Source organism: Vibrio sp. JCM 18905, assembly GCF_055393305.1.
In genome coordinates this window covers 912,914-924,477 of the sequence record NZ_AP043879.1, presented here as the reverse complement: position 1 = coordinate 924,477, position 11,564 = coordinate 912,914, and the positions used below count along the sequence as shown (strand labels likewise).

Here is an 11,564-nt window from a genome sequence, read left to right as displayed (position 1 = left end):
GCCCAAATACTTTTGTAAGTGTGGCTTCCGAGGGTATAAATTGAGTGAATGAATAGTATCGAAACAAAAGGAAGAAGAAATAAACTTCTGCGACTTTGTAGATAAAATTGGGCAACGTCCCACATATTTTATAAATGTACGAGCACTGCTATTAATCAGTGCTCGTTATGGTCGGTGGAGTGCAGATAAACACTACTTTACCCTGTAAGAACGGCGTCTTCTGGGTATTTGATTAAGGTAGGTTCAGGGCGGGCCAACATGTAGGCAAGCGTGAGTGGCCCGATACGGCCAATGATCATTACCACGATCATAATGTACTTGCCTGGCTCAGAAAGCTCTGCCGTTAAACCAGCGGTAAGCCCTACCGTCGCAAATGCGGAAATGGTTTCAAACATGACCTTATCAAAGCTTGCCTTCTCTGTGAGCATCAATAAAAACATCGCGCTTGTCAGAATGGCGCCGCTCACAACGATAATGGCGAGTGACTTAGTCACGGTTTGCCAGTTTACGGTTCGTTTAAACATAACCACATGTTTCTTTTGGCGCAAAAAGGTCCACGTAGCCATGAACGCAACGGCAAATGTGGAAACCTTAATACCGCCCCCTGTTGAGGTTGACCCAGCACCAATCAACATCAAAACAATCATGATCAATAACGCTGGCTGGGTAAACTGCGCCAAGTCGACACTGTTGAATCCGGCCGTTCGAGCACTAGCGGATTGGAAGAATGCCGCCAACCATTGACCCGCCACAGGTAACGATTCCATTGTGTTTGGATTACTCCGCTCGAGTAACCAAAACATCACCGTCCCAACAAAGAGCAATATCGGTGTCGCGATAAGCATGATTTTGGTATGAAGATGCAAAAACTGGAAACCTTTACGCCAGTTCAGCCAGATGTCTCCGACAACAGTAAAACCAAGCCCACCAAAAATGAATAACCCGGCCAGGGTAAAGATAACCAGCGGGTCATTCACAAAGCTCATCATGCTGTCCGAAAACAGAGCAAACCCTGCGTTGTTAAACGCAGAAATTGCATGAAATAACGCGTAAAACATGCCGGTTTGCCAGCCCATTTCAGGAACCCAACGAACGGAAAGGAAAATAAACCCAATAGATTCCGCGACAAGCGCAAAAATCACAATCCGCTTCACCAGTCGGTTTAAATTGACCTGTCGATCTTGCCCTAGCGCTTCTTTCGCTAACGCTTGCTGGCGTAAGCTTAAACGCACACCAAACATATAGAGTAAAACCGCCGACAACGTCATCTGTCCCAACCCACCGATTTGCATTAAAAACATCAGCAAGCTCTTCCCGGCTAACGTAAAGTGTTGCCCGGTATCGACAACACCAAGCCCTGTCACACTGATGGCGGATGTTGCGGTAAACAAAGCGTCCGTTATCGAAAGGCCGGTAACAGAAAAAACTGGCAAGGTTAACAGCACGGCAGAAGGCAGCAACACACCGAGAAAACTCAGCAATATAATCCGCGGCTCGTTACCCTTACCTTTTTCTCGTTTACCATCTGGCGCGTAAAAAACGCCTTTTTGATGAAACTGCGTCATAGTGATTTTAATTTATTTGCCAGCGCATCTTGCGGGCCAACCACAATAATGAGATCGCCAATTTCCAGCTTGGTATTAAGGTCTGGCGCCTTGGTTATTTCTGGGCCCCGTTTAAACCCGAGTACTTGCACACCGTCGACTTTGCACAGTGCGAGGTCACTTAATGTCTTACCCATCCAACGAGATCCAATCACAAACTCCGTCATGGCTAAGCCACTACCTAAAGGGTGGAACTCAAGAACCCGTTTATCGAGCATTTTACGCGCGACACGTATCCCCATGTCACGTTCAGGCATGATAATGTGGTCCGCACCAATCTTTTGCAGGACACGCGCTTGAAATCGATCGTTGGCTTTAACCCATACTGACTTCACTCCCGCTTCTTTGGCGATCAGTGTGGCGAGAATACTGGCGTTAACGTCCGCTCCGATAGCAATCATCACCATGTCGTAATCATCGAGCTTAAGCTCAGCAACTGTCTCTTCGTGAGTACAATTAGCCACAATTGCCTGACTAACAAAACTGGCAGCTTCTTTGACTCTGTCTTCGTTGATATCAACCGCTAAAACTTGAGCTCCTGAATCTTGTAGCTCTTTACACACTGCCAAACCAAATCGGCCAAGACCAATAACGGCGAATTGCTTATCACCTGTTTTCATTTATGCCTCATCTTATGCATTCACTAGCAAGCGAAAAAGTCTGCGCCCATTCCTAACCTTGTGCAAACCTGAGGACAGAGAATTGACAAAAGCTTTACGAAAGCTGACTCACTTTGAGTGTTAAGCGTATGACATAAATTAATTTTTTTCCTCATTACGGCATAAAAGCCAACACTGTCAACCCATGAGTGAATCTCCCTAAAAAGCAAAAAGCCGCAACAATGCGGCTTTTGGATCGTAGAGATAAAACAGGCTATTTTGATTCGCGCTTATCGTGCGGTTTACGCTTGTTCTTAGGTACGTAATTTAAAATAGAAATCGGCACTGGCTTTCTTGGTGCAAAGCCGTCAATTTCCACTCGCTCTAGCAAGTGCCCTAAACGGCTCTCGATCATACAAAGGTTTTTAAAGTCATCTTTTGAGACTAATGAGATCGCTTCACCTTGTGCGCCAGCACGACCAGTACGACCAATACGGTGTACATATTCATCTGCTGGATACGGTAAGTCGTAGTTAATAACAACGGGCAAGTTATCGATATCAATACCGCGCGCTGCAACACCAGTTGCGACTAGGTACTGGATTTCACCGGCTTTGAACTTTTCTATTAATTCTTGGCGAACACGCTGATTACGGCCACTGTGAAACGCTTCAGCCACAATGCCGCGCTTTTCAAGTTGGCTAACAAGCTTGGCAGCACCGTGTTTGGTTTCAATAAATACCAGTACTTGCGACCAGTCGTTTTCTTTGAGCATGTGACTTAACAGCGACGACTTCATGTCCTTATCGACGGTGGTGATCCACTGCTTGATGTTCGACTTAGATGCACTGTGTTTTGCAATCGTGATCTCTTCAGGATCAATAATCGCGTTTTTCGCCAAATCACGAACAGGGTTAGATAGCGTTGCCGAGAACAGCAGACTTTGAACATGTTCTGGCATGCAATCAACGATCTTATCGATCGCATCGATGAATCCCATGTCCAACATCTTGTCCGCTTCATCAAGCACTAGCATTTCCACTTCATCAAAGTGAATGGCGCGTTGACCGTACAGGTCAATCAAACGTCCCGGCGTACTTACCACAATATCGACACCCTCGATCAAGGCTTGTTTTTGTGGCGCATAATCCACACCACCAAACATCGCCATTGAGCGCAGCGGTAAGTTTTTACCATAAGCTTCAATGCTTTGATGAACCTGAAGCGCAAGTTCGCGTGTGGGCGTAAGAATAATAGCACGAGCACGTTTTTTACGTTGAGTTTCGCCTTGACTAAGCTTTTCTAAGATTGGTAGAACAAAACTGGCCGTTTTACCTGTCCCCGTTTGTGCTGCAGCAATTAAGTTGCTGCCACGCAGTACGATTGGAATGGCTTTTTGTTGGATAGAGGTCGGTTTTTCATAACCTAGCGCTTTTACTGCATCAGTAATCGATGCGCTTAAACCAAGCTTAGAAAATGGCATAGAAACGTCTCAACAGAGGAAATGGGCGCGTAGTGTATCAGAATCCCAGTGAAGTAACAGAAGGATTCATGCGCGTAGAGCCCGATAATAGAGCGCTGCATGATTTACTCGCAACATCACATTTCTTGCGCGTGAATCTAGTTATGCTGCTAACGTGTACATTACTGGGAAACGTTATGGACGTATTACTGCTGGTTGGATTAATCGCACTCAATGGCGCGTTTGCTATGTCAGAGATCGCTCTAGTCGCAGCCAAAAGCGGAAGGCTAAAATTAATTGCAGAACACAACGCCTCTGCCACTTTAGCGCTCGAACTTAAAAACAATCCGACTCAGTTTCTTTCCACGATCCAAATAGGCATTACCGTCATCGGGTTATTAAGTGGTATTTTTGGTGAAGCAACGCTTTCAGTACCATTCGAAAATTGGTTAGTAACCCAAGGGCTAGAAAGAGAGATAGCCACGGTACTTTCAACGATGAGCGTCGTGCTCATGATCACCTACTTCGCGATTGTGGTGGGAGAACTTGTTCCCAAGCGCTTTGCACAAAACAACGCAGAAACCATCGCTATTATCGTAGCTTATCCGATCCACTGGCTCGCCAAGCTCACCACTCCTTTTGTCTTCTTATTGACGTTTTCAACCGATACTTTTCTCCGATTATTGCGCCAAAACGACAGCAACGGTGAGATTGTTACCGAGGAGGATATTTTTGCTATTGTTAGCGAAGGCTCTGAGTCCGGTGCGATTGAGCCACAAGAGCAATTGATGATTCGCAACTTACTCCACCTTAACGATCGTTTAGCATTATCGTTAATGACACCACGGTGCGATATCCATTACCTGGATGCCAACCAACCTATTGATGTCATCCTTACTGACCTTCGCCAAACCCAACACTCCGTATGGCCAGTCTGTAAAGGTAGCTTGGACAATATTATTGGCACCATTTCATCCAAAGTCCTGCTCGATGAATATGACGAATTATCTATCAGTAAACTGGCTAAACAGCTCAAGCGTCCGCGTTTTGTACCCGAGTCCATGAAAGGGTTACCTCTCCTTAACTACATGCAACAAACCAGTGCGGAAATGGTCTTTATTGTCGATGAGTATGGTGATGTACAAGGCCTAGTAACCCTTTACGACTTGTTAAAGTCAATTGCTGGAGAACTGGGCATGGCTCCACAGCAAGTGTGGGCCAAGCAACAAAAAGATGGCAGCTGGTTGATGGACGCGTTGATCCCGCTCAATGAGCTCAAGAATAAACTCGAACTGAGCAGCATAGAAGGCGAAGAGCGAGAAGGCTTTCAAACATTAAATGGGCTTTTGACATGGCTTTATGGTCGAGTCCCAAATGTTGGGGAGCACATTCACTACCAAGGTTGGCGATTTGACATACTCCTCGTTAAAAAACATCGCATTATGCAAGTCAGAGTCACCAAAGACACCGATACACCAACTAACAATAGCGAAGTGGAATAAAGCACGGTCCTATCCCATCAAATTGGGCTGTAAACCTTTTTCTAGTTTTTTCCTCACTTTATAGGAAACATCATTAAGCGTGATTTTTCCTGTATTGTGACGATCGATACCCGCATTTTGTCGGTATGCAATCGAGCCTTGCTTGAACAAAACGAAAGAAGACGGTTTGCCAATCGCAGCAGGATAGAGAATTGCCATATACGCATCTTCCAGACTATTGATTTTATGGCGATATGGCCAGTAATAGGCTTTTACATAGTCAAGTTGCTCGACCGCGCTCATCCTCGCTAGAGTTTTCGTACTCACTCCTAGTGACTCAGCAGTAGAGGGCATAAATTGAATTAACCCTGTCGTCCCACTTCCTGAACCATTTTTGATGCTTGGACTGAAGGTTTCAGCGGTTTCAAATGCCATGCAGGCCATCAGGTGATTAGGGTTGATCTCCAGCTCTTCACTTATACGAATGACTTTGCGTTTGAACTCTGGAGAAACTTTGCCTCCCCACGCCACCGCGTTCTCGGGATCAACAACCGAAGAGACAGCTGGCGCGTCGTGTTCTTTGACAATTCGAGAAAGTAAAGGAAGTGTTTGGCGCAGTCGATGGTTCGAACTCACCAAGCGAATTGATTTGGCAAGAAACTTATCTTTTTTTTGGTGCAGTTTTTGGAACTTTACTAATTTATACAGTTGCTTATAAACCGTTTTCACAACGAAGCCGGATTTAGGGAACACTCCCAAAATGTAATCCATTTCCTACACGTTTAATATAAATATCAGCAACAATGAGTATGTATGTGATCATAATCACTATAAATTTTCTCAAATTCGATACACCTCGAAACAAGTGGTCAAGATGTCTCCAGTAAGCTCGAAGTACAAATAAAAAGGTATTGTCGAGAATAAAAAAGGTCTTACCAATTTCTCGGTAAGACCTAGGTTTACGCATCCTCAGCTAAGAGAATTTATACTCTTACAGTTCCGCTTCTCGAACCAGCTCAGCAAGCGTCGACAAACGTTGTTCGCTTTGTTTTACGTAAGGGTTGTTTGTATCCCAAGCGTACCCAGCCAAAATCGCGCTAATCATCTGCTTAATACGTGGATTCGGGTTTTGATAGAAGATCACATCTTGCAATGTGCCGTTGTACCACCCCTCCACGTAAGTACGGAATGTGTTCACTCCCACCATCAAGCGTTCCGAATACTCTTCTTGCCAGTCAACCACTTCACCATTTAATTGACGAGCTACGCAATCGGCCGCAAATTCCGCTGACTTCATGGCAATAGTAACGCCAGATGAAAACACAGGATCAAGAAACTCGCCGGCATTACCAAGCAGTGCGTAGTTTTCTGTCGCTAAGCGTTTGACGTTCGCTGAATAGCCACCCAACTCTCCTGTTGGATTTGGGTAATTCGCATTTCGCAACAAAGAAGCCAACCCCGGCTCTTCATTCGCCAACTGCTGCAAAGCTGCAAGCTTATCTTCTGGGTATTGCTCGAAAAACTCAGGCTCACCCACCACACCAAACGAACACGTACCATTCGAGAATGGAATTAGCCAGTACCACACATCGTGATTTTCAGGATGCACGGAAATCAGAATTTTTTTACGATCGTACTCTGGCTCTTGTGGAGAGATACGATCTTCAATGTGAGTAAATATCGCTTTTCTTGGAGGAAGACAAGAAGGCTCTTCAAGATCCAACAAGCGTGGCAAAACACGGCCAAAACCACTCGCATCCAAAACAAAATCAGCTTCGATTTGATAGGTCTGTTTATCCGGCCCAACAACTTCTAAGCGCGATTTTTTGCCTTCGAACGCCAAGCTAACTAGCTCATGTTGATAACGAATATCGACGCCCTGCTCTGCGGCACTGTCGGCGAGCACTTTATCAAAACTGGCACGTTGCACCTGAAACGTCGTACCCGGCCCTGGGGTATATTTGTCCGTAAAATCGAACTGGGTGTAAACACCGTTGCGACGAAATGCAGCGCCATCTTTATATTGGAAGCCAAACTGCTTTACCGCATTGGTCATTCCGGCTTGCTCGACAACTTCCATACATGCAGGAAGCAGGCTTTCTCCGATAGAGAAACGTGGAAAGGTGGCTTTTTCTATGACAACGACATCTATGCCACGCGATTTTAATAACGCAGAAACGGTGGAGCCAGATGGGCCCGCTCCTACGACGACAACTTGCTTGAGCTCTGTTTTCATTCTGAATTTAGTTTGCTTGTAGTTTTAATAAGGTGTGACCAAGGCCAATGTTGTCGGTTCTTTCGACGACAGATAAACCTGCCGCTTCGACAATTTCTAAGAAATCATCACTGCGATAAAAACGACTATTGCCGTTGGCTAAACAGGTAAAGTAGAGAGAGGTTGCATTAAGGCTATAAGAAGCACCCGCGTATTTTTGGGCATCCCAAAATAGCTCCAATACGTAAATAGTATCTCCCTTCGTTAACTGGGCTTTGACTTTTTTAAGGATATTTAGGATCTCAATTGGTGAAAAGCAATCCAAGAACTGGCTCATCCACCATACGTCAGCATGCTCAGGCAATGTTTGTGCTTTATCAAGCATGTTGGCAGGGTATGGACGTACACGCTCGGCGAACTGGTTTTCAGAGACATTTGACATCGCCACTTCTAATTGCTGCGGCAAATCGACAATAGTAACTTCAACATCAGGATCATGCTTACAACACTGAATAGCCCATTTCCCGGTATTTCCACCAATATCCACGAGGTGCTTTGGCTTGCTTGCAAACACTTCTTTAAGCAGTAATGGAAACGAGCGATCGGAATAGAAGTGATCGAACTTAAACCAACTCTGTTTGGCTTGATCTGGCAGCGTCGACAGACCTTGATAAATCGTCTCCCAATTGCCCAACTCTTTCAAACCTGAAGGCTTACCTTCTTTAATCGCTTCCGTCAGATGCATCATCGCGGCGTAACATACATCAGCCGTAAAATCCATGTTTGCGTTCGTCATACCATCGTGAAGAAGGTAAAAACCAAGGTTCGCAAGCGAATAGTTAGGTCTTTCCCATAAAACAATATGTGCGCTAATCGCCATATCCAACAATACTTTGACACCATATTCTGACACGCCCGTTTTCTCGGCAATGTCCGTGGCACTCATGCCTTGTGAACCGGCGCTGTCTAGCGCGGCTAAAATACCTAAATCTCGGAGCGTTCTGGCGGTCTGGAACACGATTGGTGCAAAAGATAACTTCTGAGCTTCTGTTTTTGCTTCAAAAGCATTAAAAGGGTCATTATTTTGATTTAACACGGAAAAACCTAACTGCAATTAATATTTTTATTGTTTAGACTGAGAGCCTAACAATGCAATAGCTCGTTGAATATCAACATTCAAGTTGTTTATCCAACGATTGTAATTGCGATGGATTTTGCCATCACTGGCTTTTAGATTTACTGAGTTGAGATAAATAATTGAGTAATATTTGTTGTTATATGGAATTTTTACTTCTGCAAAGTGTTTACGAACGTGAATTTTTGCAATAAGAACGCCTGGGCTTACTTCTTCAATCGTCCAACCTCGGTTGGTTGCCGATTGCACAATGGCCATTTTTACTTGTTTATTTTGAAGATCATAAGCAACTGGAGTATCCTCCACATTCATTACAGGTTGTACTCGTCCACAACCGACAAGAAGCAAAGTTAATAATAACGAGACATACAGCTTAAAACGCGACATGATAATTTCCTTTTTTATTATGACTTTGGGTAAAGCCCAATTTGTATCGAGCTGTAAAATAAACAATTTAACCCAATATGCCAAACTCGAAGATCAACATTTCGTTCAATATTGATGCGTGGACAGCGAATTCATTCGGTTTATCCGAATCCAATGAATGGAAACAATGGGCAACAGAGATAAAATGGCCAGAAGATGGCAAAATCAATGTTGCAGATATTCCTGCGATGATGCGCAGAAGAATGAGTCCACTTAGCAAACTGGCAGTGCAAACGGCAATCGAATTGCTTAATCAACATCAGGTTGATTACCTCGTATTTTCGAGTCGTCATGGCGAATTGCATCGCAGTGTTGCGTTAGTTGAAGATATTATTAACGGTGAAGAAGCGTCTCCGATGGCTTTTTCTCAGTCAGTGCATAATACCGCCGCAGGGCTTGCCACTATTGCAACCAAACAGCCCATCCCTCTCACTTCTATCGCTGCGGCAGAAAACACATTCCAAAGTGCAATATTAGAAGCATGGCTGTTTTTGTCCGACAATCCTGACAAAAAAGTCCTGCTTGTTGATTTTGATGAGCCTATGCCTGACTCTTATTTAGAATATGAAAACCAACAATACCAAGGGTTTGGACTCGGCTTGATACTTTCTCATGGAGATAGCTTCACGGTGCAAAGCGGCATCAGTGCAAAATGCTCAAACCACCCGTTGCCACAAGGCTTAGCGTTTTTGCAACACTACTTGTCAGATGAAAATCAGTGGACTATTCACGCTCCGCAACAAATTTGGGAATGGCAAAAGCAATGAGTCGCTTAAATCAGTATTGGCGTGTGCTAGCAACCGGCTTTTGTTTTTCAGTATTTGGGTTAGGTGGTTTAGCACTAAGCTTCATTGTTATTCCGACCATTCGTATTTTCGTTTCGGATCAAACCGAACGTGAATATAAAGTTCAAGGTGCCATTCGATATTCATTCAACACCTTTTGTAAATTGATGAAGTTAAGTGGAGCAATCGATTACGAAATTATTGGTGCCGATATTCTTCAACAAGATCGTAATTGTTTAATTGTTGCCAACCATCCTAGTTTAATCGATTACGTTCTCATTGCTTCACAATTAAATCGCTGCGACTGTTTAGTAAAATCGGCAATATGGTCGAATCCTTTTATGAAGCACATCGTAAAAGCAGCCGGATATATTCCCAATGAAGCGCCGGATGATTTATTAGCACTTTGTGATGAACGATTTAACAAAGGCAACGTGTTGCTTATATTTCCTGAAGGGACAAGAACAACACCAGGTGTAGAACCAAAATTACAACGCGGCGCAGCACAAATTGCGGTAAGAACAGAACGAGATTTAAGGGTTGTCCATATTACGGTAACGCCAAGTTTCCTCACAAAAGAGAAAAAATGGTATCAAGTACCGGCAACAAAGCCTTTTTTCAAGGTTGAAGTTAAGGATAAAGTTGAGATTGACCCTTTTATAAAGCAAACTACGTCGCCGACAATAGCGGCGCGACGCTTACAACAGCACCTAGCTGAAAACATTTTTCCAGAAAACTTTTATTAATAAGCAGGTCCCAGTGGAACAGTTACACAACGACATTAAGCAACTTATTATTGATGCTTTAAACCTTGAAGATTTAACCGTAGATGATATTGAAACGGATGCACCACTTTTTGGTGATGGACTTGGCTTAGATTCTATCGATGCACTTGAGCTTGGACTCGCAATTAAAAAACAATACAACATCGTTATTGATGCCGACGACTCAAACACGCGCGAACACTTTGCTTCTGTAGCAAACCTAGCGAAATACGTTTCTTCTCAAACTAATGAATAAGTTGTAGGTATATTCATGACTGATGTAAATAAAGATCAAGTATTTGAACAAGTTAAAGATGCGCTTGTTGAGCTGTTCGAAATTGACGCAGCCGACATTCAGTCAGATGCGCACTTATACCAAGATCTCGACCTTGATAGCATTGACGCCGTTGATTTGGTCGTACACCTACAGAATGTCACTGGCAAAAAAATCAAGCCAGCAGAGTTTAGTGCTGTAAGAACCGTTGACGATGTGGTTAACGCCGTCACTGAGTTATTGAAGGAAAGTTAATGCGCCAATTGCTGACTGGTCTGTCTGCAATTGTACTGTTTGCCTACCCCTTCGCCGTCTATTTCGGTATGGATAAATTTGGCTTGAACTTAGTCGGGGGCTTGTTAATTGCTGCGTTACTTTTGCGTGTTTTCGTCGCAAATAAGACCCCACTAAAAGAGTTTAAATTCTTGGCGCTCGTCACGGGCGCTGTTGGCATTGTTCTAATTACGCTTGGCATGGTGTTTAAACAACACGGGTGGCTTCAGTTTTACCCTGTAGTTGTCAATGTATGTATGCTGTGTGTCTTTGGACTGAGCTTAAAACAGCCGCAATCGATCATAGAGAGGCTTGCTCGCTTGCAAGAGCCCGACCTTCCAGCTAGTGGCGTGGCTTACACTCGCAAAGTGACGATGGTTTGGTGCGTTTTTTTTACGCTCAATGCTGCCGTTGCGCTCTATACCTGTTTCCTACCAGTAAAAATATGGACGCTTTATAACGGCCTCATCAGCTACTTACTTGCTGGTGGCTTGTTCGCTGGAGAATGGATCGTGCGTCAATTTGTTCGAAAGGAACACTAATCGT

Annotated in this window: 13 protein-coding genes; 6 read left to right on the top strand and 7 right to left on the bottom strand. The window is 44.1% G+C overall.

All coding sequences use genetic code 11. The features are described 5' to 3' along the window. Positions 1-197: 197 nt before the first annotated feature. From ACZ5ZC_RS12550 to ACZ5ZC_RS12540, 3 genes are all read right to left on the bottom strand, one after another. Positions 198-1,565 (bottom strand): TrkH family potassium uptake protein, encoded by a 1,368-nt coding sequence (locus ACZ5ZC_RS12550; RefSeq protein WP_464931952.1) that lies wholly within the window; start codon positions 1,563-1,565, stop codon positions 198-200. Continuing rightward, complete coding sequence (locus tag ACZ5ZC_RS12545; RefSeq protein ID WP_006742864.1) at positions 1,562-2,224, bottom strand: potassium channel family protein; 663 nt, start codon at positions 2,222-2,224, stop codon at positions 1,562-1,564. The genes ACZ5ZC_RS12550 and ACZ5ZC_RS12545 overlap by 4 nt, the downstream gene beginning before the upstream one ends. Before the next feature lie 253 nt (positions 2,225-2,477). Continuing rightward, positions 2,478-3,686, bottom strand: coding sequence for a DEAD/DEAH box helicase (locus ACZ5ZC_RS12540; protein ID WP_046874220.1), 1,209 nt, complete (start codon positions 3,684-3,686; stop codon positions 2,478-2,480). A 143-nt stretch (positions 3,687-3,829) separates the two neighbouring features. On the opposite strand from ACZ5ZC_RS12540, the gene ACZ5ZC_RS12535 reads away from it, so the two are divergent. Beyond that, entirely contained in the window at positions 3,830-5,167 is a 1,338-nt protein-coding gene (locus ACZ5ZC_RS12535; protein ID WP_054867874.1) for a CNNM domain-containing protein, read from the top strand. A 9-nt stretch (positions 5,168-5,176) separates the two neighbouring features. Here the strand turns inward: ACZ5ZC_RS12535 and ACZ5ZC_RS12530 are convergent, their stop codons facing one another. The 4 genes from ACZ5ZC_RS12530 to ACZ5ZC_RS12515 all read right to left on the bottom strand — a co-directional run bounded on the left by ACZ5ZC_RS12530 (position 5,177) and on the right by ACZ5ZC_RS12515 (position 8,883). After that, positions 5,177-5,917 carry a transglycosylase SLT domain-containing protein gene (locus tag ACZ5ZC_RS12530; RefSeq protein ID WP_464931951.1) on the bottom strand — a complete coding sequence of 247 codons (741 nt, stop codon included), beginning with the start codon at positions 5,915-5,917 and terminating at the stop codon, positions 5,177-5,179. A 220-nt stretch (positions 5,918-6,137) separates the two neighbouring features. Continuing rightward, positions 6,138-7,382, bottom strand: coding sequence for an NAD(P)/FAD-dependent oxidoreductase (locus ACZ5ZC_RS12525; protein WP_464931950.1), 1,245 nt, complete (start codon positions 7,380-7,382; stop codon positions 6,138-6,140). A gap of 7 nt (positions 7,383-7,389) precedes the next feature. Further along, positions 7,390-8,457 carry a methyltransferase gene (locus ACZ5ZC_RS12520; protein ID WP_005390460.1) on the bottom strand — a complete coding sequence of 356 codons (1,068 nt, stop codon included), beginning with the start codon at positions 8,455-8,457 and terminating at the stop codon, positions 7,390-7,392. A gap of 27 nt (positions 8,458-8,484) precedes the next feature. Continuing rightward, on the bottom strand, positions 8,485-8,883 hold the full coding sequence (locus ACZ5ZC_RS12515; protein WP_005390458.1) for a hypothetical protein: 399 nt from the start codon (positions 8,881-8,883) through the stop codon (positions 8,485-8,487). 77 nt (positions 8,884-8,960) lie between these two features. On the opposite strand from ACZ5ZC_RS12515, the gene ACZ5ZC_RS12510 reads away from it, so the two are divergent. Genes ACZ5ZC_RS12510 through ACZ5ZC_RS12490 form a run of 5 tightly spaced genes read left to right on the top strand, consistent with a single transcriptional unit; the run spans position 8,961 to position 11,560 of the window. Then, positions 8,961-9,689 (top strand): beta-ketoacyl synthase chain length factor, encoded by a 729-nt coding sequence (locus ACZ5ZC_RS12510; RefSeq protein WP_054867869.1) that lies wholly within the window; start codon positions 8,961-8,963, stop codon positions 9,687-9,689. Continuing rightward, entirely contained in the window at positions 9,686-10,453 is a 768-nt protein-coding gene (locus ACZ5ZC_RS12505; RefSeq protein WP_464932137.1) for a lysophospholipid acyltransferase family protein, read from the top strand. The genes ACZ5ZC_RS12510 and ACZ5ZC_RS12505 overlap by 4 nt, the downstream gene beginning before the upstream one ends. A 13-nt stretch (positions 10,454-10,466) precedes the next feature. Beyond that, positions 10,467-10,727 carry a phosphopantetheine-binding protein gene (locus ACZ5ZC_RS12500; protein ID WP_005382278.1) on the top strand — a complete coding sequence of 87 codons (261 nt, stop codon included), beginning with the start codon at positions 10,467-10,469 and terminating at the stop codon, positions 10,725-10,727. Positions 10,728-10,742: 15 nt separating this feature from the next. Further along, on the top strand, positions 10,743-11,000 hold the full coding sequence (locus ACZ5ZC_RS12495) for an acyl carrier protein (protein ID WP_005382279.1): 258 nt from the start codon (positions 10,743-10,745) through the stop codon (positions 10,998-11,000). Next, the gene (locus tag ACZ5ZC_RS12490; RefSeq protein WP_464931949.1) at positions 11,000-11,560 is read left to right on the top strand and encodes a COG4648 family protein; all 561 of its coding nucleotides are present in this window, start codon (positions 11,000-11,002) and stop codon (positions 11,558-11,560) included. The genes ACZ5ZC_RS12495 and ACZ5ZC_RS12490 overlap by 1 nt, the downstream gene beginning before the upstream one ends. The last annotated feature ends 4 nt before the right edge of the window (positions 11,561-11,564 follow it).

What these genes read in the sequence shown, in the direction of transcription:
- ACZ5ZC_RS12550 (WP_464931952.1), bottom strand. Translation starts at nt 1,565, where the DNA reads ATGACGCAGTTTCATCAAAAAGGCGTTTTTTACGCGCCAGATGGTAAA.
- ACZ5ZC_RS12545 (WP_006742864.1), bottom strand. Translation starts at nt 2,224, where the DNA reads ATGAAAACAGGTGATAAGCAATTCGCCGTTATTGGTCTTGGCCGATTT.
- ACZ5ZC_RS12540 (WP_046874220.1), bottom strand. Translation starts at nt 3,686, where the DNA reads ATGCCATTTTCTAAGCTTGGTTTAAGCGCATCGATTACTGATGCAGTA.
- ACZ5ZC_RS12535 (WP_054867874.1), top strand. Translation starts at nt 3,830, where the DNA reads ATGCTGCTAACGTGTACATTACTGGGAAACGTTATGGACGTATTACTG.
- ACZ5ZC_RS12530 (WP_464931951.1), bottom strand. Translation starts at nt 5,917, where the DNA reads ATGGATTACATTTTGGGAGTGTTCCCTAAATCCGGCTTCGTTGTGAAA.
- ACZ5ZC_RS12525 (WP_464931950.1), bottom strand. Translation starts at nt 7,382, where the DNA reads ATGAAAACAGAGCTCAAGCAAGTTGTCGTCGTAGGAGCGGGCCCATCT.
- ACZ5ZC_RS12515 (WP_005390458.1), bottom strand. Translation starts at nt 8,883, where the DNA reads ATGTCGCGTTTTAAGCTGTATGTCTCGTTATTATTAACTTTGCTTCTT.
- ACZ5ZC_RS12510 (WP_054867869.1), top strand. Translation starts at nt 8,961, where the DNA reads ATGCCAAACTCGAAGATCAACATTTCGTTCAATATTGATGCGTGGACA.
- ACZ5ZC_RS12505 (WP_464932137.1), top strand. Translation starts at nt 9,686, where the DNA reads ATGAGTCGCTTAAATCAGTATTGGCGTGTGCTAGCAACCGGCTTTTGT.
- ACZ5ZC_RS12495 (WP_005382279.1), top strand. Translation starts at nt 10,743, where the DNA reads ATGACTGATGTAAATAAAGATCAAGTATTTGAACAAGTTAAAGATGCG.
- ACZ5ZC_RS12490 (WP_464931949.1), top strand. Translation starts at nt 11,000, where the DNA reads ATGCGCCAATTGCTGACTGGTCTGTCTGCAATTGTACTGTTTGCCTAC.